The following is a 20,089-nucleotide window of genomic DNA, read 5'->3' as shown; positions in this document are numbered from 1 at the left end:
TCCGCGCCGTTTCGTCCGTTGTCAGTGCGAGCGCCTACTCTGTGCGACGTGACTTTTCCCGCCCCGGGGCCCGCTGCGCCCCAGCTCAACGGGGTCAACCGACCCGCGCCGGGCCCGGCCGCCGACGAAGGCCTGGCCCGCCGGCTGCGCGCCCTCGCGTGCACCGCGCCGCTGCACGACCTCGACGTGCGCAAGGCCAACCTCGCGGGCGAGTACGGCGGCTACGCCATGGCGGAGGTGGCGCTGGCCGTCATCGACCTCGTCACCCTCAACATGGACTTCGACACCGGCGCCGACCACGAGGAGATAGTGGCGAAGGTGCTCCCCCGGGTGGCCGCCCAGAACCCCGGCCGGCCCACGGGCGAGCACGAGCGGGTGGCCCGCTGGGTGCTGGAGAACCTGATCAACGTCGGCAGCGTGGACCGCGGCTTCCGCGCCGTCTACGGCACGTTCACCACCGACGGCGAGTACGTCCGGCGCGACTACGACTTCAAGCTCATCGAGGAGGTCCCCGGCGCCGGCGGCACCGTCTACCTCCGGGCCACCGACGAGGCGGTCAACGTCCTGGTCGGCGCGCTCGACACCGACGTCACCAGCGCCCAGATCGCCGCCGAGGTCAAGCTGGAGGTGCTGATCAACCGCGGGCGGCTGGCCGACGCCCAGCTCGCCGCCGAGCAGGCCCGCTACCGCACCGTCCAGTACGCCGAGACCCTGCGCCGGACCCTGGACGCCACCCGGCGCAACGTCCGCGCCGTCGACTGGCTCGAGACCGTCCCCGACATGATCAGCGAGGCGCTGGACCACGTCGCGGACCGCTACCGCCACGAGAACGCCATCCTGACCAACATCCGCAAGGCCCGCGACGAGGCGGAGGCCGTCGATGCCAAGACGGGGGAGCACAAGCGCCGCGCCGCCGAGCTCGTCGACATCGTCAAGGACTGCATCCGCCGGCACACCCAGCTCCAGTCCCGGCTGCTGGAGGCCGGCCCGCTCTTCCGCGCCGAGCAGGACCGGCAGGCCTTCGCCGCCCCCGCCGCCCGCGCCGGACTCGACCTGTACGGCCAGCTCGTCGCGCCCCTGCTGCCGCTCCCCGCCGAGCAGGCCATCCGTGTCACCGACGCCTACTTCGCGCACGGCACGGGCCTGCGCACGCCCTCGGCGGTGCGCGTCGGGGACCTCGTCGAGGTGCTCCTGACCCCGCCCCTGGAGCGCGAGCACCTCGGCGCCGAGATGCCCGAGCCCGACCTGGTGGCCACGCCCGACGACAGCCGCTTCAGCGAGGCCCAGCTCGACGCCGCGACGGCGCTGCTGGACCTGCCGGCCGACGCTCCGCGCAGGCTCTCCGGCCTGCTCGCCGAGGCCCGCCGCAGCGATCCCGAACTCCCCTACCTCGTCGCCCTGCTGGCGGTGCACGCCGCCAGCCCGCCGGTGGGCACGGCCTACCGCCAGGGCGAACCGCAGCTGCTCTTCGCGGTCGACGACGGCACGGAGCTGACCGACCCCGAGTTCGGCGGCGCCGACCTCATCGTCGGCACGGCGCTCCTCGACGCCGCCGGGATGGCCGCCGACCGCTCGGAGGTGGCCTGATGCCCCTGCCGCCGATACCCACCACGCCGCGCGCCGCCGACCGCCGCCGGACCGCGCCGTGCGGCCGCCCGCCCGCGCGCCGGCACGATCCCGTCCGCCGGCCGCAGATGTCTGTGCCCGTCCCCCGCAAGGAGCCTGTCCCGTGACCCAGTACGACGCCGACGAGGTGGCGCAGCCGGACCCGGCCGCCGGTACCGGCGAGCCGGACCGGGGCGACCGCCAGGACCAGGACAGACCCCAGCCCGTCACCCCGGCCGACGCCGCCGACGCCGCGCGGCTGGTCTCCTTCGGCCTCCAGCCCAAGCTGCTGCCGGCCCGCGACGCCGAATACGGCGAGCTGCTGCGCCGCTATCGGGACGACCCCGCCTTCGCCCGGCTCGCCGACGCCGTCGCCACCGGCCTCGGCCTGGTCGTCCTGGAGGTCTCCACGCGCGCCGGCATGGCCGTCACGGCCGCCGAGGACTCCGTCTTCGCGGTGCGGATGGGCGACTACGCCCGCCGGGCCTCCGCCGACTCCGCCGACCGCTTCCTGCACGGCCTGGCACACCTCGCGGTCGCCGCGCTCGCCTTTCCGCGGCCCGAAGACCTCGCCGACGACGGCTATATCGGGCGGATCACCGTCAACGGCGTCGACGCCTTCGTCCGGCAGGCGTGCCGCCGTCTGGAGGAGCGCGCCGAGCAGGACGGCGAGAACACCGACCCGGCCACCGACGCCCCCGGCCTGGAGTCCGCCTGGCGGATCTACGCCCGGCGCAGCGCGACCGGCGCCACCAAGGACGCCCGGCGACTGGCCGGCTCGACCACGGGCATCATCGCCAAGGCCGTCACGTTCCTCGTCGACTCCGGCTTCCTGCAACGCACCGGCGACGACGCCGGCGGCGCCTACCGCACCACCGCCCGCTACCAACTCCAGGTCCGCGACATGGCCGGCAGCGCCGCCATGGCCGAACTCCTCGACCTGGGCATCGTCCCCGTCGCCGACGGCAGCGCCTCCCTGCTGCCGGGCGAGGACACCGACGACCTCGACCTGGTCTCCGACGCCGGACTGCCGTTCCACTCCGCCTGACGAGCCCGCCCGCCCACCGACCGCCGCCTTTTCGCCCCACACCACGAGAGTCCGCCATGTACGAGCTGTCCCGGGTCCGCCTCTACTCCATCGGGCCTGCCGGTGCGCGCTATGCCGACACCGTGCTGGACCTGCGCGGAGTCGGCGCCGCGGTGCCCCGACCGGCCCCGGCGCAGGCGGACTTCTTCGAGGACGAGCCGGTCGGGCCGCCGCGCCGCCCGGCCCCCGCGGGCGTGCTGTTCCTGGAGAACGGCGGCGGCAAGTCCGTCCTGCTCAAGCTGATCTTCTCGGTGATGCTGCCCGGTCACCGCAACACCCTGGGCGGCGCCAGCTCCGGTGTACTGCGCAAGTTCCTGCTCGCCGACGACTGCGGCCATGTCGCCCTGGAGTGGCAGCACGTCCTGACGGGCGAGAGCGTCGTCGTCGGCAAGGTCAGCGAGTGGCGCGGCCGCCAGGTCTCCAACGACCCCCGGAAGTTCGCGGAGGCCTGGTACAGCTTCCGGCCCGGGCCCGGTATGAGCCTGGACTCGCTGCCCGTCGCCGAGGCCACCCTCGTCCGTCCCCGCCAGGAGGGCGGCGAGGGCACCTCCGGCGCCCAGGGCCGCCGCCGCACGATGAAGGGCTTCCGCGACGTTCTGACGGAGGCCGGGAAGAACTACCCCAATCTGGACGTCGTCTGGGAGGAGATCCACGAGCGCTGGAACGAGCACCTCGGCGAGCTGGGCCTGGACCCGGAGCTCTTCCGCTACCAGCGGGAGATGAACGCCGACGAGGGCGAGGCGGCCGGCCTGTTCGCGGTCAAGAACGACTCGGACTTCACCGACCTGCTGCTGCGCGCCGTCACGGACACCCGCGACACCGACGGTCTCGCCGACCTGGTCCACGGCTTCGCCCACAAGCTCGGCCGGCGCGCCGAGCTGACCGCCGAGCGGGACTTCACCGCCGGCTCGCTCGACCTGCTCTCGCGCATCGCCGACGCCGCCGAGCAGCGCGAACGCGCCCGCGAGGTGCATGCGGGCGCCGAGCGGCGCACCCGGGGCCTGGCCCAGCGGCTGCACGGCCGCGCCACCGAGGAGCGCGGCCGCGCCGCCGAGCTGGCCGAGCAGGTCGCCGCCGCCGCCCACCGCGTCACCGACGCCGAGCGCACCCGCGAGGACCGCTCCCTGGTCTCCGCCGAACTCGCCTACCGGCACGCCTCGTTGGCGCTGGCCGCCGCGGAGAAGGGCGCCGCCGCCCAGCGCCGCGAGCTGAACGACGCCCGTACGCTGCACAGCGCCTGGCAGGCCGCCGAGATCGCGCTGCGCCACCGCGCCGCGGCCGACCGCTCCGCCCGGGTCGCCGCCGCCATCCGGGAGGCCGAGCGGGACGCCGCCCCGGCGCTCGCCGCCCGCGCCACCGCCGCCGCCGACCTCGTACGGGCCCTGCAGGCGGCGGCCGAGGCGGGCGAGCGGGTCGCCAACGAGGAGGAGGAGCGCTCCGCCGCCCTTCAGGAGGCCGGCGAGTCGGCGCACCGCGACGCGACCACCGCCGCCACCCACGCCCAGCGTGCCCGCAGCGAGGCCGATCACCTCAAGCAGCGGCTCGCCGAGGTCGCCGAGGAGACCGCCGAGGCCGTCCGGGCCGGCTGGCTGGACGACAGCGCCCCCGACGCCGACCCAGCCCGCGCAGCGCTCGCCGCCTCGGACGCAGAGAAGACCGCCGTCGAGGCCTGGGACCAGGCCCGTGAGGCGGCGCGGCAGGCCACCGACCGCGCCCGCGAGGCGACGGCCCGGCACTCCGCGGCGGAGCTGGCGGCGGCCCGTGCCGAGGACGCCGCGCAGGCCGCCGGGCGCGCCTACGACGCCGAGCGCCAGGCGGCCGAGTCGATCGGCGCCGAGCAGCGGCTCGCCGAACTCCTCGGGCTCGGGCAGTCCGAGGCGAAGGCCGTCGGCGTGCCCGGTCCCCGTACGGCCGCATCCGGTTCGGACCCGGGCCTCGCGCGCCGCTCCGCCACGGCCGGAGCGCTGACGGCCGAGGAGTTGGACCGCAACGCCGATGCGCTGCGCGAACTGCTGGAGGAGGGCGTCGCCGCCGCCGAGCGGCAGCTGTTCGACCTGCGCACGGCCGCCGCCGACGACGCGCGGATCCTCGGCGCGCTGGGCGACGGCGGCCTGCTGCCGCCGGGGCCCGATGTGCTGGCGGCGGTGGAGTATCTGGGTGAGCACGGCGTCCCGGCGCTGCCGGGCTGGCGCTATCTCGCACAGTCCGTCGACCCCGCCGACCACGCCCGGGTGCTGGCGGCCCGGCCCGAACTCGTCGACGGCGTGATCATCACCGACCCGGACACCCACGCCCGGGCCCGCGAGGTGCTGGCCCAGGCCGCACTGCTGCCGCGCTCCGCCGTCGCCGTCGGCACCGCCGCCGCGCTGCTCGCGCCCACCCCCGCCCCCGACGAGCGGGACACCGGCGTGTTCCTCGTCCCGCCGAACCCGGCGATGCACGACGAGTCCGCCGCCGACGAGGAGCGCCGGGCGCTGCGGGCCCGCGCGACGGAGCGCGACGAGGAGATCCGGGCGCTGGCCGGCCGGCTCGCCGGGGACCGGGCGCTGGCCGCCCGGCTCGGCTCGTGGCGTGCGGGCTGCCCCGCCGGCCGGCTCGCGGAGCTGGCCGCCGCCGCGGACGAGACCCGCATGGCGGCCGACGAGGCCGCCGCCGGGCTCGCCGAGGCCCGTACGGCCCGTGCCGAGGCCGAGGAGATCGCGGCCGAGGCCACCGGGGTGCGCGACGAGCGGCAGGAGACCGCGCAGCGCGCCCGCCGCGCCGCCGACCTGCTCGCCGGGCTCGCCCACCGGCTGCGCGAGCGCGCCTCCTGGCAGTCCCGGATGCGTGAACTCGCCGATGAGGCAGCCGAGTTCGAGGCCCGTGCCGAGGAGTGCGTGGACCGCGCCCGGGCGGCCGACGAGGACCGCCGGGCCGCCCAGCGGGCCGCCGACGACGCACGCCGTACCGCCCGCGCGCTGCGCGCCGAGCGCGCCGAGATCGCCGGCGTGCCGGAGGACCTGGGCGAGGCCCCCGAAGGGGCGAGCACCTCGCTGCCCGCCCTGCGCGAGGCCTACCGCGCCGCTTCCCAGCTCTACGAGAAGGTCGGCGTCGGCGCCGATCTGCGCGCAGAGCAGGCCCGCGCCGAGGGCGAGGAGTCGGCCGCGCTGGCCGAGCTCAACCGCCTCACCAACAAGGTCCGTACCCGCGCCGAGGCCCTCCTGGAGAGCCCGGACGCCGCCGACGGCCCGTCCCGGCAGGCCGCGGCGGCCCGCGCCGAATCGTTGGTGCAGATGCTGGAGTCCCGCGCCTCGGCCGCCAGCGAGCAGCTCGGCCGGCTGCGCGGCGAAGCCGAGCGACTGGCCCCGACCGACAGGGCGGCGCACACCGAGCTGCCCGAGGAACTGGTGCCCGCGGACGCCGACCGCGCCAAGGAGCTGCTGCGCACCGCGGCCGGTGAACTGGCCACCGCCACCGAGGCGTTGGCGGCCGCGCGGGACGGGCACGAGGAGCTGCTGCGCGGCCACCGCGCGGCCGACGACGCGGCCGGCGGCTTCGACGAGACCGCCGCCCTGCTGCGGGATCTGCTGCGCGACCACCAGGAGGCGGAGGAGGCGGCCGGCGAGCGGCCCGAGCCCTACGCGGGCTCCCTCGCCGAGGCCCGGCAGACCGCCGCCGAGTCCCGCCGCTCGCTGCGCGGCTGCGCCGCCGACCTCTCCGCCGCCGAGTCCGCGGTCCGCGAGGCCGCCGACGTCCTGGTACGGCATGCCAACTCCACCCGCTACGAGCAGGTCCGCACCCCCGCCCGGCAGCAGATCCGCGAACTGCCCGCCGCGGCCCTGCCGGACCACGCCGCCAAGTGGGCGGAGGCCTTCGCACCGCGGCTGCGGGTGCTCACCGACGAGCTGGCGCAGCTGGAGCGCAACCGCGACTCCATCGTCGACCGGCTCCGCGGCCTGGTGGAGTCGTCGCTGACGACGCTGCGCTCGGCCCAGCGGCTGTCCCGGCTGCCCGAGGGACTGGGGGAGTGGTCCGGCCAGGAATTCCTGCGGATCCGCTTCGAGGACCCCGACCAGGCCACGCTCACCGAGCGGCTGGGCGAGGTCATCGACGAGGCGACCCGCTCGGCGGTGCGGAAGAACAGCGATCTGCGGCGGGACGGGATGTCGCTGCTGCTGCGCGGGGTCGGCGCGGCGCTGCAGCCGCGCGGCGTGGCCGTGGAGATCCTCAAGCCGGACGCGGTGCTGCGCGCGGAGCGGGTGCCGGTCGGGCAGATGGGCGATGTCTTCTCCGGCGGTCAGCTGCTGACCGCCGCCATCGCCCTGTACTGCACGATGGCGGCGCTGCGCAGCAACGACCGGGGTCGCGACAAGCAGCGGCACGCCGGCACGCTGTTCCTGGACAACCCCATCGGCCGGGCCAACGCCACGTACCTGCTGGAGCTGCAGCGCGCCGTCGCCGACGCGCTGGGCGTCCAGCTCCTCTACACCACCGGCCTGTTCGACACCACCGCGCTCGCCGAGTTCCCGCTGGTCATCCGGCTGCGCAATGACGCGGACCTGCGCGCGGGCCTGAAGTACATCAGCGTCGAGGAACACCTGCGGCCCGGCCTGCCGCAGCCGGACCCGTCCGGCGAGGTGGTGCACGGCCAGATCACGGCCACCCGGATGTACCGCCGCCCGGAGGAGCCCGCGCCCCAGGAGGCGGACGAAGCGGCCGGGTGACCCAGGGGCGCGGGGAGCGGGCCGCGGGCGGTCACAGCACCACGACCGACCGCAGCACCTCCCCGCGCTGCATCTTGGCGAAGGCCGCCTCCAGGCCGTCGAGTGCGATGGTCTCGCTGACGAAGCGTTCCAGGTCGAGCTTGCCGCTCAGGAACAGATCGATCAGGACGGGAAAGTCGCGGCTGGGCAGGCAGTCGCCGTACCAGGAGGACTTCAGCGCGCCACCGCGCGAGAAGAGGTCGATCAGCGGCAGCTCGATGCGCAGGTCGGGGTCGGGCACCCCGACCTGCACCAGCGTGCCGGCCAGATCGCGCATGTAGAACGCCTGCCGGTAGGTCTCCGGACGGCCCACCGCGTCGATCACCACATCGGCGCCGTGTCCGGAGGTGAGCGCGCGGACCGCCTCGACGGGGTCCGTACCACGGGAGTTGACGGTGTCGGTGGCGCCGAACCGCTCGGCCGCGTCCAGCTTGCCGTCGTCGATGTCGATCGCGATGACCCGGCGCGCCCCGGCCCGGGAGGCGCCCGCGACGGCGGCGTTGCCGACGCCGCCGCAGCCGATGACGGCGACGGTGTCACCGCTGCCGACGGCCCCGGTGTGCACGGCGGCGCCGTACCCCGCCATCACCCCGCAGCCGATCAGGCCCGCGGCCTCCGGACGCGCCGACGGATCGACCTTCACCGCCTGTCCGGCCGCGACCAGCGTCTTCTCGGCGAAGGCGCCGATGCCGAGCGCGGGGCTGAGCGGGGTGCCGTCCAGCAGGGTCATCGGCTGGGCGGCGTTGCGGGAGTCGAAGCAGTACCAGGGCCGGCCGCGGCGACAGGACCGGCAGCTGCCGCAGGGCGCCCGCCAGGCGAGCACCACGTAGTCGCCCGGCGCCGGCTCCGTGACGCCGGGGCCGACCGCCTCGACGACGCCCGCCGCCTCATGGCCGAGCAGATAGGGGAAGTCGTCGCCGATCGCGCCGTCGCGATAGTGCAGATCGGTGTGGCACACCCCGCAGGCCTGTACGGACACGAGCACGTCGCCCGGGCCGGGGTCGGGCACGAGGATCGGCAGCACCTCGACGGGCGCGCCCTTCTTCAGGGCGACGACGGCGCGGGCTTCGTGCGGCATGTCTCACTCCTAATACAGCGCCTGCGGTGACGGCAGGGCGGGTGACACAGGTGAGGTGGCACGGGTGCCTGTGAGGGGTGGGAGTGGTGCGCTGCGCTGAGAACGGGGACAGCGGTGGAGGGCGCTCCACCACCGTCTCCGGTGTTGCCTATAACGCGCTAGGTTGCGCCATAGGAGACATGCTGGAAGTCCGTCAGGGATCCGTCAAGGGGCGATTTTCTGCTAGGGGCGCCGGCTTGTGAGGGGGCGCCCCGGGGGAGGCGCCCCAGGGCCCTGGAGCGCCCCGGACGCCCTCACGCGGTCGTCAACCCGCGTACCCCATACGGCGGGAGAGTTCGGCCGCAGCCTTGGCGGCGCGCTCCGCGAGTTCGGGGAGCAGTTGACGCTCCATCCGGTACGCCGGTCCCGAGACGCCGATGGCCCCGATCACCGCGCCGTCGTGCGCCCGCACCGGCGCCGCCACCGCGTTGAGCCCGATCTCCAACTCCTCGCTGGTGCAGGCGAATCCGTCCACCAGCGCGGCGGCCAGCTGCTCGCGCAGCCCGGCGGCCGTGGTCAGGGTGTGCTCGGTGAACCGTGCCAGCTTCCGGGTCGCCAGGCTCTCCCGCCGCTGCGCCGGCAGATGGGCCAGCAGCACCTTGCCGCTGGCGGTGGCGTGCAGCGGGGTGCGCCGGCCGAGCCAGTTGTAGGCGGTGACCGCGGCGGCGCCCCTGGCCTGCATGATGTTGACCGCCGCATCGCCGTCCAGCACCGCGATGTTGGCGGTTTCCCCGGTGTCGTCGGCGAGCGCCCGGCACACCGGCTGGCCCTCCTGGGAGATGTCCAGCCGGATCGCCGCGGCGCCGGCCAGCCGCAGCACCCCGGCGCCGAGGTAGTACTTGCCGCGCTCCTTCTCCTGCGCCACCAGGCCCCGGCTCTCCAGCACCCCGAGGATCCGGAACGCGGTCGACTTGTGGACGCCCAGTTCCTCGGAGATCTCGGTCACCCCGGCCTCGCCCAGCCGGGCCAGGATCTCCAGCACGCTCACCGCGCGGTCCACGGACTGGACGGACCCCGCCCCGCCGCGCCGCTCCTCGGGCCGGTCGTCCGCCGTATCGCTCGTGTTCGCCATGGGTCTTTGCGTCACCACCCCGTCGCCCCCGACGGGCACGTCTGGAGGCATCTGCCGGGAAGCCCTTGACGACCCGCTCCCCGACTTGGATTCTGTTGCGCATCGCGCTCTGCGATGCGTTATTCAGAACACATGATACCGGCCAGCGCGAGGGGGGCCAGATGATTCCCGTCTGCCGCATCGAGGACCTGCCCGAGGGCGAGTCCGTACGGATCGAGATCGACGACGCCACACCGGCGATCGCGGTCTTCCACGCCGAGGGCGGGTTCTACGCCGTCGACGACACCTGCAGCCACCAGGACGCCTCGCTCTCCGAAGGCTGGGTGGAGGGCTGCTTCGTCGAATGCCCGCTGCACGCGGCCCTGTTCGACCTGCGCACCGGCGTCCCGACCTGCCTGCCGGCCCGGCGCGCGGTGCGCACCCACGAGGTCGACGTCCTGGACGGGATGATCCATGTACGGCCCGCCGTGCGGGAAGAGGCGGTGGCCTAGAGGTCGTCCGAGGGGTCGGGGGCGGGCCGCGGCCTCGACGGCTCCGGGCCGTCGCCCCGGTCGTTCACGCGGCCGCGCGGTCCACCCCTGACGAGCCCTCCCGCGAGGCGCGCCGCTCCCGCCGGCGCGCCCGGCGCCGCTCGCGGCGCAACTCCCGGGCCGTGCTGCTCGGCTGGGACTGCACCCCGTTGCGCTGCACCCAGACCTGGCGGGTCACCCAGACGTCGAGTACGCCCCAGGTGGCGACCACGGTGCTGGCGACCGTACTGAGCACCGCGGGGAAGGCGAACCAGGAACCCGCCAGGGTGCACAGGAACGCCACCATGGCTTGAATCAGCGTGATCGCCACGATGATGACGGCGCGCACCGCGGCCGTGCGTACCGGATCCGCCATCCTGGGCCGGGCCGCCGGTTCCTCCTGCCACAACGGCCGCCTGCCGGTGTCCATGAACGCGTCACACTCCCCGCACTCTCCCCGTGTGTCCGGCTCCTCGGTGGCTGCCCGGGTTTCGCCGGGTGCATTCCCTGGGTGCCGCACACCGTCCACGTCCATGGTCACGCACCGAAGCGGCGACGGGTTACTCGGGGTAGAGAAAAACCGGCCAAGTGTCCCGACCTGCGGCCGAATACGGCCGAGACGTCCAGCCCAAGGAATACGGGCGCCTTGTCCGGGAATCAGCGGACAACGTAGGACGATCCTGCCGCGGGGACCTCCGTGACCTCACAAGAGGCCTTCGGCTCCGTCCCCCGACAGTAGTAGGCTCGCGCCGTTTGTTGACGGAACACCGCCCCCGTGCGCCGGGGTTGACGTGGGGGAGGCCATGCGCTTTCGCGGGAAGTCGGTCCGCCGGAAGATCGTGGCGTTGCTGCTCGTACCGCTGGTGTCCCTGACGTCCATGTGGGCGTTCATGACCTATATCACCGGACGTGAGGCCAACCAGCTGCTGGACGTCGGCAACGTCGTACAGAGCCTGGGCTATCCGGTCGAGGACGTCATCCAGGCCCTCCAGCGCGAGCGCCGGCAGAGCCTGCTCTACCTGGCCGACCGGCGCGGCGCCGACGCACAGGGCGAACTCCACGCGCAGACCCGGGCCACCGACGAGGCCATCACCCGGCTGCGCGCCGACGCCGACACCCGTGACGTGCGCGAGGACCTGACGGGCGATGCCGGCGACCGGATGGACGGCGTCCTCAAGGGCCTGTCCGGCCTCGGCTCGCTGCGCGCCCAGGTAGAGGACAACACCGTCACCCGCGACGAGGCCATGGAGAGCTACAACTCCCTGGTCGACCCCGGCTACGACTTCCTCGCCGCGCTCCACGCCCTGGAGAACGTGGAGATGGACAAGCAGGGCCGGGCGCTGGTCAACATCACCCGCGCCCGGGAGGCCGTCTCCCGCGAGGACGCCCTGATGTCCGCGGTGCTCGCCTCCGGCAGCATGAGCAGGCGCGATCTGCGCTCGCTGTCCGACCGGGTGGCCGAACGCCGGGTCCTGTACGACACCAACCTCCCCGCCCTGCCGTCCAAGGACCGCGGCCTCTACGAGGACTACTGGCGCTCCGCCAAGGCCGGCGAACTGACCTCCTACGAGGACCGGGTGATCGCCGCGGGCGCCGGGACCGGACCGCAGGTGATCAACGCCGAGCGCTGGCACACCGCGGCGGAGAAGGTGCTCGACGACCTCGAACGGATGGGCAAGGACGCCGGCGACCGCTACCAGCAGCGGGTCGCCCCGGTCGCCTCGCACATCCTGCTCAAGGCCGCCGTCGCCGGTGTCCTCGGCTTCGTCGCGCTGCTGGTCTCGGTCATCGTCTCCTTCCGCATCGGCCGCCGCCACGTCCGGGACCTGACCCGGCTGCGCAAGACCGCCCACGAGGTCTCCGGCGTACGGCTGCCGAGTGTGATGCGCCGGCTGGCGGCCGGGGAGCAGGTCGATGTGGAGACCGAGGCACCCCGGCTCGAATTCGGTCCGGACGAGACCGGCCAGGTCGGCCAGGCGCTCAACACCCTCCAGCGGGCCGCCATCGAGGCCGCCGTCAAACAGGCGGACATGCGCCGCGGCGTCTCCGAGGTGTTCGTCAACCTCGCCCGCCGCAGCCAGGTCCTGCTGCACCGCCAGCTGACGCTGCTGGACGCCATGGAGCGGCGCACCGAGGACACCGACGAACTCGCCGATCTCTTCCGGCTCGACCACCTCACCACCCGTATGCGGCGGCACGCGGAGGGCCTGGTCATCCTCTCCGGCGCGGCCCCGTCGCGGCAGTGGCGCAAACCGATCCAGCTGATGGACGTGGTGCGCGCGGCGGTCGCCGAGGTCGAGGACTACGAGCGGATCGAGGTCCGCCGGCTGCCGCGGCTCGCGGTGGACGGCCCGGCGGTCTCCGACCTCACGCACCTGATAGCCGAACTCCTGGAGAACGCCACCGTCTTCTCGCCGCCGCACACCGCCGTACAGGTGCTGGGCGAGCGGGTGGCCAACGGTTACACCCTGGAGATCCACGACCGCGGCCTGGGCATGGCCCCGGACCTGCTGCTGGAGGCCAACCTCCGGCTCGCCGAGACCCCTGAGTTCGAGCTGTCCGACACCGACCGCCTCGGCCTGTTCGTGGTCAGCCGGCTCGCCCAGCGCCAGCAGGTACGGGTCTCGCTGCAGCCCTCGCCGTACGGCGGCACCACCGCCGTGGTCTTCATCCCGGGCGAGATCCTCACCGAGACCTCCGACGGCACCAGGGAGGTCGACGGGCCGGTCCTCGACGCGCTGTCCGGCCCGCCGGGCAACGAACTGGAGCACGCCGCAGGCAAGTTGGCCGCGCTCTCGCACGCGCCGCTGCCGCTTCCGGAGCGGGACCGGCACGCGCCCGCCATCCTCGACGGTCCGGTCGAACTGGAGGCGCCGCTCGCCCTGGAGGGGCTGGGGCCCCACGAGGACGAGGAGAACCTCTTCCGGGGTCGGGACCGGGACCGCGACGCCGGCCGGGACCGGGACCGGGACCGGGGCCGCGACCGCGATGCCGGCCGCCGCACCACGGGCCCCGGGCCGCGCAGCATCGCGCCGGTGCCGCCGGTCCCCGACGGCGAGCAGCACCAGCAGACCCGAGACCAGGCGCCCGGCGGCGGACTGGCACCGCTGCCGCGCCGCCCCCGGCCTCCGGTGCTGGTCTCGGACCACGGCAGGACGGTCGACGGCCGCGACGGCGCGGACGAGCCGTCCGACCGCGAGCCGTCCGGCGAGCGCCCCTCCGGCGAGCGCCCCTCCGGCGAGCGCCCCTCCGGCGAGGACGCCGCCGACCCGGGCCCGCCCCCGAACCCGCCCACGGCGATCACGCCGACGGGGCTGCCCCGCCGGGTCCGGCAGGCCAGCCTCGCACCGCAGCTCAAGGCCGAGGCGTCCGGTCCGGCCGCGGCGGAGCCCCCCGGCGCGCCGCCCGAGGACGACCGGGACGCCGCGGCGGTGCGGGCCCGGATGGCCTCGCTCCAGCGGGGCTGGCAGCGCGCCCGCCGGGAGCACGGCGAGGAACCGCGCCCCGGCGCGGCACCGCCGGACCAGGACGCGACGGCGCAGAACCCGCCGGCCGCGGACACCACAGACCCGGATGCCCCTGACCGGGCCGCGCACCGCGGCGAGGACACGGGCACCGCAGCACCAGGAACCACATCGGGAGGGGACGGTCCATGACCGCACCGAAGGCAGCAGCTTCCAGCGCATCGTTCTCGGCGAAGGGGTCCGGTGAGCTGAACTGGCTCCTGGACGAGCTGGTGGACCGGGTCGGCTCCATCCGCAAGGCCCTCGTGCTCTCCAGCGACGGACTGGCCACCGGCGCCTCGAAGGACCTGACCCGCGAGGACGGCGAGCATCTGGCCGCGGTCGCCTCCGGCTTCCACAGCCTGGCCAAGGGCGTCGGCCGGCACTTCGACGTCGGGCAGGTCCGCCAGACCATGGTCGAGCTGGACGACGCGTTCCTGTTCGTCAGCGCGGCCGGCGACGGCAGCTGCCTGGCCGTGCTCGCCGACGCGGACTCCGACGTCGGACTGATCGCCTACGAGATGACCTTGCTGGTCAAGCGGGTGGGCGCGCACCTGGGCACCGCGCCCAGGTCCGGCCTGCCCACCTGAGCACGACGACGGTGACGCCATGAGCGATCAGGACGGCCGGGCGGCGCGGGACCGGGAGGCGGCCCGCTGGTTCGACGACGAGGCGGGGCCCGTCGTCCGGCCGTACGCCATGACGCGCGGGCGCACCCGCACGGACGCCGAGGGGCGCCTCGACCTGATCGCGCAGGTGGTCGCCGAGAGCCGGGCGGAGCGCACGATCGACGACCAGACGCTGTCGCCGGAGCAGGTCGAGATCGTCGAGCTGTGCCGGGAGACGCCGCTGTCGGTCGCCGAGCTGGCGGCCGAACTCGACCTGCCGGTCGGCGTCGTACGGGTCCTGATCGGCGACCTGCTGGACGCGGACCTGGTCCGTGTCAGCCGCCCGGTGCCGCCCGCCGAGCTGCCCGACGAGAAGGTGCTGCGCGAGGTGATCGACGGCCTACGGGCCCTGTGACCGGAGCCCTGGGGCGCCTGTCCGGTCCCCGCGGGCCTGCCGACGCCCCTCGGGGAGGCAGCCCGTGTGCACCCCCTGTCCACTCCCTATCCGCCGTCGTCGTCGGACTTCCTCCGGCGCGGCGGCGGCCACTGCTCCGCGGACGGCTCGGAGTCCAGCTGGCTGACCGCCTCCGAGAGTTGGAGGACGATCTGCATGATCTGCCGCTCGGTGTTGCGCCGCTCGGTGATCACCGCGGCGAGCAGCAGCGCGGTGAGCGCGGTGATCCCGTTGAAGGCCTGCAGGATGACCATGTTGGTGAACAGGTCGTGCAGCGCGAACGGTCCCGAGCCCTGGGCGGCCGCCACGATCGCGACCGTCGAGACCAGCAGCGCACAGGGCGCCGCCCCGGCCCGTTCGAACCGGAACGCGGCCCAGATCAGGCACGGCCAGACCAGGAAGAGCAGATTCATCGAGCTGCTCACGGCGAGCACGGTGACGGTGAACGTACAGCCGACCAGCAGCACCGCCTCCGCCCACCGCAGGAAGTGGACGCGCCTGGTGAGCGGCCACCGGACGGTGCTCAGGAGCAGCAGCACCGGCGTGATCACCAGCACCCCCATCGCGTCCCCGGTCCACCACACCGCCCAGGTGGGCCAGAAGCCCGACGCCGGCAGCGCCCCGGAGAGCACCAGGACGCCGCTGCCGACCGTCGAACTCACCAGCATCCCGGTCAGCGCGCCCAGCACCACCAGCGCCAGGGCGTCGCGCAGCCGGTCCAGCTCCGTATGGAACCCCGCCCGGCGCAGCAACCAGCAGGAGAGCACCGGGCCGATCGTGTTGCCCGCGACGATCGCGAGGACCACCAGCAGCGACGGCCCCAGCGAGACGTTGACCAGGAACGCGCCGAGGGCGATCCCCGGCCACATCCGCAGGCCGAGCAGCAGCAGCGCCGTCAGCGCGATGCCGGTGGGCGGCCACAGCGGGGTGACCTGGCCGCGGACGAGCTCCTGCAGGAGGCCGACCTGGGCGCTGCCGTAATAGATTCCGGCGGTCGCCAGGATCTGCACGACGGTGACCCGTTGCCGCCACACGGCGGCGCGGAGCCGCACGGCGGTGCCGTCGTGCCGTCCGCGCCGCTCGTCGTGCACCACACCAGCCTCCGCTCGTCGCCGCGGGCGCGCCTATGCGTAGGGGCCGCCGTTGTGGCGGAGCACGAGAACGGCGGCATCGTCGGTGTGCCCCGTCAGATCGGCCACCGCGATCACCGTGGCCGCCGGGTCGGCGAGCCCGTCCATCAAGCACCTCCGCGCCGGAGGCGGTGGGTGAGCTGGCCGAGGAGGCGCAGCAGCTCCTCGGACGGCGGGCCGGAGGTGGCGCGGTGACCGTTCCTTCAGCACCCCGCTCCGCATGGCCGACCCCGTAGGGACGAATCGCCGCTGAACTCTCACATTACCCCTGGCTCGTTGAGCACTGCTCAACCTCGGGAGTACGCTCTATTGAGCAACTGTCAACAGGAGGAGAACCGCCGCCATGCCCACGGACGCCACCCCGGCCCCCGTCGAGCGCCTGGAGATCCAGGTCGGCCCGCACACCTACGACGCCCTGGCCTCGGGCCCCGCCGACGGGGAGCTCGTCCTGCTGCTGCACGGCTGGCCGGAGTTCGCCGACTCCTGGAGCGCGGTGCTCCCCGCCCTGGGCGCGGCCGGCTACCGCGCCCTCGCCGTCGACCAGCGCGGCTACTCCCCGCGGGCCCGCCCCACCCGGATCGCCGACTACGCCGTCCCCGAACTCGTCGCCGACGCCCTCGCCTTCGCCGACTCCCAGGGCGCCGGCCGCTTCCACCTCGTCTCCCACGACTGGGGCGGCATGGTCGCCTGGGCGCTGGCCGGCGCCCACCCCGAGCGGCTGAAGTCCCTGACCGTGCTGGCCACCCCGCACCCGGATGCGCTCAACCGCGCCGCCGCCGAGGACCCCACCCAGCACCACCGCCTCGACTACGTCCGCTTCTTCCGCCGCGACGACGGTGCGGCGGAGGCCGCCCTGCTCGCCGACGACGCCGCCCGGCTGCGCGCCGCGTACGGCGGAAAGGTCCCCGACGCGCTCGTCGAGGGCAACATCCGCCGGCTGTCCGCACCGGGCGCGCTGACCGCCACCCTGAACTGGTACCGCGCCCCCGAGTCCGTCATCTCGGTGCCCGCGGGCCGGATCACCGTCCCCACCCTCTTTCTGTGGGGCAGCGAGGACATGGCGCTGGGCCGCGGCGCGGCCGAGTCGACGGGGGAGTGGGTGGACGGCCCGTACCGCTTCGAGGCACTGGAGGGCGCCAGCCACTGGCTGCCCGAAGAGGTCCCGGGCCTCGTCACCCCCACGATCCTCGACCACCTCGGGCAGTACGCCTGACGCTGCGGCGGCGGGCCGGGGACAGCGCGAACGCGCCCGGCCCACCGCCGTAAACTGCGGGCATGCCCGGCAAGCGAACCACCCGACTCACCCCCGACCAGCGCCGCGCGCAGCTGGTCGGCATCGGGCTGGAGATGCTCGCCGACCGCTCCCTGGACGAGCTGTCCACCGACGAAGTCGCCCGGCGGGCCGGTATCTCGCGCGGACTGCTCTTCCACTACTTCGACTCCAAGCGCGACTTCTACCGCGCCGTGGTCCGCGCCGAGTGCGACCGCTTCACCGCCGCGACCGAACCGGACGGCTCGCTGGAGCCGGTCGCCTGGATGCGGGCGTTCATCGCCGGCTTCGTGGCGTACGTCCTGGAGCACCGGCAGGCGTACCTCGCGCTGGTACGGGGCGTCGCGGGCAGTCACCCCGCGGTGGCCGACATCATCGGCGAGACCCGCGAGACGATCGCCCGCCGGCTGCGCGACGGGCAGCGGCGGCTCGGCATGCCCGACGCCCCGCGCCTGGAGCTGGCCTCCCGCGCCTGGATGGCGTTCGCCGAGGAGGCGGTCACCACCTGGCCGGAGTCGGACGACGCGGCCCGCGACGAGCTCTGCGCGTTCATCGAAGCCAGCTTCGTGAGCCTGCTGGGACTGCTCGACCGGCCCGAGGCGCTCGGGGCCCGCAGGCCCTGACCGGCTGTGGCCCAAGCGTGATGCATCTCAAGTGGGCGCCGCGCGGCGTACGTTGTACCGTTCCCTTGCAGCCGCTGCCCTGTGCGCCGACGCGCGGGAGCAGACGAGCTCCGCTCGCACTCCCGGCATTTCAGGAGAAGAATCCCATGGTCTTCGGGCGCTCCGACCATCGCCGACGGACCGCCCCCGTCGATCCCCTGACGCTCAAGATCCTGGTCGCGGGCGGCTTCGGGGTCGGCAAGACCACCCTGGTCGGTGCCGTCAGCGAGATCAAACCGCTGCGCACGGAGGAGCGGTTGACCGAGGCGGGCCGGCCGGTGGACGACCTCGACGGGGTGGAGGCCAAGACCACCACCACCGTCGCGATGGACTTCGGACGGATCACCCTCAACGACGAGCTGGTCCTGTACCTCTTCGGCACTCCCGGCCAGGACCGCTTCTGGTTCCTGTGGGACGAGCTGGCGCTCGGCGCGCTCGGCGCGGTGGTGCTCGCCGACACCCGCCGGCTCGCGGACAGCTTCTCGGCCATCGACTACTTCGAGCGGCGCGGCCTGCCGTTCACGGTCGCCGTCAACTGCTTCGACGGCGCCGACCAGTATCCGCCGGAGGCGGTACGCGAAGCCCTGGACCTGAACCCCGAGGTGCCGGTGATGCTGTGCGACGCCCGCCGCCGGGAGTCCGTCCGGGACGTGCTGATCTCCGTCGTCCAGCACGCGCTGCGCGCGGACGCCCGGCGGCGGGAGCCCGCGCTTCCCTGACCGGGCGCCGAAGTACGGCCCGCCCCCCGCCGTCCGGGGCACGGGCCGCACGCCTGCGCTACGACGCCGCCGGGCCGTCCTCGGGCAGCCAGCCGAAGCTCCGCTCCACGGCCTTGCGCCAGTTGGCGAACTCGCCCTCGCGGGTCCGGTCGTCCATCCGCGGCTCCCACTGCCGGTCGCGCTTCCAGTGGCCGCGCAGCTCGTCGAGGTCCTGCCAGACGCCGGTCGCCAGCCCGGCCGCGTAGGCCGCGCCCAGACAGGTCGTCTCCGAGATCACCGGGCGGATCACGGGCACCCCGAGCACGTCCGCCTGATGCTGCATCAGCAGGTTGTTGGCGGTCATCCCGCCGTCGACCTTGAGCCGGGTGATCCGCACGCCGGAGTCCTGGAACATGGCGTCCACGACCTCGCGGGTCTGCCAGCTGGTGGCCTCCAGTACGGCGCGGGCCAGATGCGCCTTGGTGACGAACCCGGTCAGGCCGGTGATCACACCCCGCGCGTCGGAACGCCAGTACGGCGCGAACAGACCGGAGAACGCCGGCACCACATACGCCCCGCCGTTGTCCGGGACGCTCGCCGCCAGCGGCTCGATCTCCTCGGCCGACGCGATGATCCCGAGCTGGTCGCGGAACCACTGCACCAGCGCGCCCGTAATGGCGATGGAGCCCTCCAGGCAGTAGACGGGCGCCTCGCCGCCGAGCTGGTAGCCCATGGTCGTCAGCAGCCCGCTCTTGGACGGAACGGGGCGGTTACCGGTGTTGAGCAGCAGGAACGAGCCGGTGCCGTAGGTGTTCTTGGCCTCGCCGACGCCGTAGCAGGTCTGTCCGAACACCGCGGCCTGCTGGTCGCCCAGCGCGGACGCCACCGGCACCCCGTGCAGCTGCCCCACCGCCGTGCCGTACACCTCCGCCGACGAGCGGATCTCCGGCAGCATCGCGGCCGGCACGTTCATCGCCGACAGGATCGCCGGGTCCCACTGCAGGGTGCCCAGGTTCATCAGCATCGTGCGGCCCGCGTTGGTCACGTCGGTGACGTGCACCCCGCCGTCGGTGCCGCCGGTCAGATTCCAGATCAGCCAGGAGTCGATGGTGCCGAACGCGATCTCGCCGCGTTCGGCGCGCGCCCGCAGCCCCGGCACCTCGTCCAGCAGCCAGGCCGCCTTCGGCCCGGAGAAGTAGCTGGCCAGCGGCAGACCGGTGGCGTCCCGGAACCGGTCCTGGCCGTCCTGGCCGCCGAGCTGCGCGCACAGCTGGGAGGTACGGGTGTCCTGCCAGACGATCGCATGGTGCACCGGTCTGCCGGTGGCCCGGTCCCAAAGGACCGTGGTCTCCCGCTGGTTGGTGATGCCCAGCGCGCTGAGCTGGTCGGCGCGCAGCCCCGCTTTGGCGAGCGCGCCCGCCACCACGGCCTGCACCTTCGCCCAGATCTCGGTCGCGTCGTGCTCCACCCAGCCGGGCCTGGGGAAGATCTGCCGGTGCTCGCGCTGGTCGACGGCGACGATCGCCCCGCCGTGGTCGAAGATGATGCAGCGGCTCGACGTGGTGCCCTGATCGATCGCGGCCACGTACTTCTCGGTCTTCCCGGTTCGCTCGGTCATACCGTCACGCCTCC

Annotated in this window: 15 protein-coding genes; 10 read left to right on the top strand and 5 right to left on the bottom strand. The window is 74.2% G+C overall.

All coding sequences use genetic code 11. The annotated features are described in order from the left end of the window. Positions 1 to 48: 48 nt before the first annotated feature. The 3 genes from ACZ5XZ_RS16170 (at position 49) to ACZ5XZ_RS16160 (ending at position 7,395) form a co-directional block, all read left to right on the top strand. A complete protein-coding gene (locus ACZ5XZ_RS16170; protein ID WP_468978273.1) occupies positions 49 to 1,587 on the top strand; it encodes a hypothetical protein in 1,539 nt (512 codons plus the stop codon). Positions 1,588 to 1,729: 142 nt separating this feature from the next. Next, positions 1,730 to 2,653 carry a hypothetical protein gene (locus ACZ5XZ_RS16165; protein ID WP_468978271.1) on the top strand — a complete coding sequence of 308 codons (924 nt, stop codon included), beginning with the start codon at positions 1,730 to 1,732 and terminating at the stop codon, positions 2,651 to 2,653. Between the two features lie 56 nt (positions 2,654 to 2,709). Beyond that, positions 2,710 to 7,395 carry a hypothetical protein gene (locus tag ACZ5XZ_RS16160; RefSeq protein WP_468978269.1) on the top strand — a complete coding sequence of 1,562 codons (4,686 nt, stop codon included), beginning with the start codon at positions 2,710 to 2,712 and terminating at the stop codon, positions 7,393 to 7,395. Between the two features lie 31 nt (positions 7,396 to 7,426). Here the strand turns inward: ACZ5XZ_RS16160 and ACZ5XZ_RS16155 are convergent, their stop codons facing one another. Both ACZ5XZ_RS16155 and ACZ5XZ_RS16150 read right to left on the bottom strand, forming a co-directional pair. After that, entirely contained in the window at positions 7,427 to 8,512 is a 1,086-nt protein-coding gene (locus ACZ5XZ_RS16155) for an S-(hydroxymethyl)mycothiol dehydrogenase (RefSeq protein WP_468978268.1), read from the bottom strand. Positions 8,513 to 8,816: 304 nt separating this feature from the next. Then, a complete protein-coding gene (locus tag ACZ5XZ_RS16150; protein WP_468978267.1) occupies positions 8,817 to 9,623 on the bottom strand; it encodes an IclR family transcriptional regulator in 807 nt (268 codons plus the stop codon). A 161-nt stretch (positions 9,624 to 9,784) separates the two neighbouring features. Between ACZ5XZ_RS16150 and ACZ5XZ_RS16145 the strand changes: the two genes are divergently transcribed. Continuing rightward, a complete protein-coding gene (locus ACZ5XZ_RS16145) occupies positions 9,785 to 10,114 on the top strand; it encodes a bifunctional 3-phenylpropionate/cinnamic acid dioxygenase ferredoxin subunit (protein WP_468978264.1) in 330 nt (109 codons plus the stop codon). 64 nt (positions 10,115 to 10,178) lie between these two features. On the opposite strand, the gene ACZ5XZ_RS16140 is transcribed toward ACZ5XZ_RS16145, so the two are convergent. Further along, positions 10,179 to 10,562, bottom strand: a complete 384-nt coding sequence (locus tag ACZ5XZ_RS16140; protein ID WP_468978263.1) for a hypothetical protein — start codon at positions 10,560 to 10,562, stop codon at positions 10,179 to 10,181. A 373-nt stretch (positions 10,563 to 10,935) separates the two neighbouring features. On the opposite strand from ACZ5XZ_RS16140, the gene ACZ5XZ_RS16135 reads away from it, so the two are divergent. The 3 genes from ACZ5XZ_RS16135 to ACZ5XZ_RS16125 are packed head-to-tail and all read left to right on the top strand — an operon-like array spanning position 10,936 to position 14,658. Beyond that, positions 10,936 to 13,788 carry a nitrate- and nitrite sensing domain-containing protein gene (locus ACZ5XZ_RS16135; RefSeq protein WP_468978262.1) on the top strand — a complete coding sequence of 951 codons (2,853 nt, stop codon included), beginning with the start codon at positions 10,936 to 10,938 and terminating at the stop codon, positions 13,786 to 13,788. Next, positions 13,785 to 14,225, top strand: a complete 441-nt coding sequence (locus tag ACZ5XZ_RS16130) for a roadblock/LC7 domain-containing protein (RefSeq protein WP_468978260.1) — start codon at positions 13,785 to 13,787, stop codon at positions 14,223 to 14,225. The genes ACZ5XZ_RS16135 and ACZ5XZ_RS16130 overlap by 4 nt, the downstream gene beginning before the upstream one ends. A 19-nt stretch (positions 14,226 to 14,244) precedes the next feature. Next, positions 14,245 to 14,658, top strand: a complete 414-nt coding sequence (locus ACZ5XZ_RS16125; protein WP_468978258.1) for a DUF742 domain-containing protein — start codon at positions 14,245 to 14,247, stop codon at positions 14,656 to 14,658. A gap of 86 nt (positions 14,659 to 14,744) precedes the next feature. On the opposite strand, the gene ACZ5XZ_RS16120 is transcribed toward ACZ5XZ_RS16125, so the two are convergent. Then, positions 14,745 to 15,749 carry an MASE1 domain-containing protein gene (locus tag ACZ5XZ_RS16120; protein ID WP_468978610.1) on the bottom strand — a complete coding sequence of 335 codons (1,005 nt, stop codon included), beginning with the start codon at positions 15,747 to 15,749 and terminating at the stop codon, positions 14,745 to 14,747. 421 nt (positions 15,750 to 16,170) lie between these two features. On the opposite strand from ACZ5XZ_RS16120, the gene ACZ5XZ_RS16115 reads away from it, so the two are divergent. From ACZ5XZ_RS16115 to ACZ5XZ_RS16105, 3 genes are all read left to right on the top strand, one after another. Further along, a complete protein-coding gene (locus ACZ5XZ_RS16115) occupies positions 16,171 to 17,040 on the top strand; it encodes an alpha/beta fold hydrolase (RefSeq protein WP_468978255.1) in 870 nt (289 codons plus the stop codon). A gap of 62 nt (positions 17,041 to 17,102) precedes the next feature. Beyond that, positions 17,103 to 17,720, top strand: coding sequence for a TetR/AcrR family transcriptional regulator (locus tag ACZ5XZ_RS16110; RefSeq protein WP_468978254.1), 618 nt, complete (start codon positions 17,103 to 17,105; stop codon positions 17,718 to 17,720). A gap of 146 nt (positions 17,721 to 17,866) precedes the next feature. Next, positions 17,867 to 18,478 carry a GTP-binding protein gene (locus ACZ5XZ_RS16105; protein ID WP_468978253.1) on the top strand — a complete coding sequence of 204 codons (612 nt, stop codon included), beginning with the start codon at positions 17,867 to 17,869 and terminating at the stop codon, positions 18,476 to 18,478. A gap of 58 nt (positions 18,479 to 18,536) precedes the next feature. On the opposite strand, the gene glpK is transcribed toward ACZ5XZ_RS16105, so the two are convergent. Beyond that, on the bottom strand, positions 18,537 to 20,075 hold the full coding sequence (glpK, locus tag ACZ5XZ_RS16100) for a glycerol kinase GlpK (RefSeq protein ID WP_468978250.1): 1,539 nt from the start codon (positions 20,073 to 20,075) through the stop codon (positions 18,537 to 18,539). Positions 20,076 to 20,089: the final 14 nt, after the last annotated feature.

It is taken from the genome of Streptomyces sp. NPDC033270, from assembly GCF_055576575.1.
This window is presented reverse-complemented; position numbering and strand designations above follow the sequence as displayed.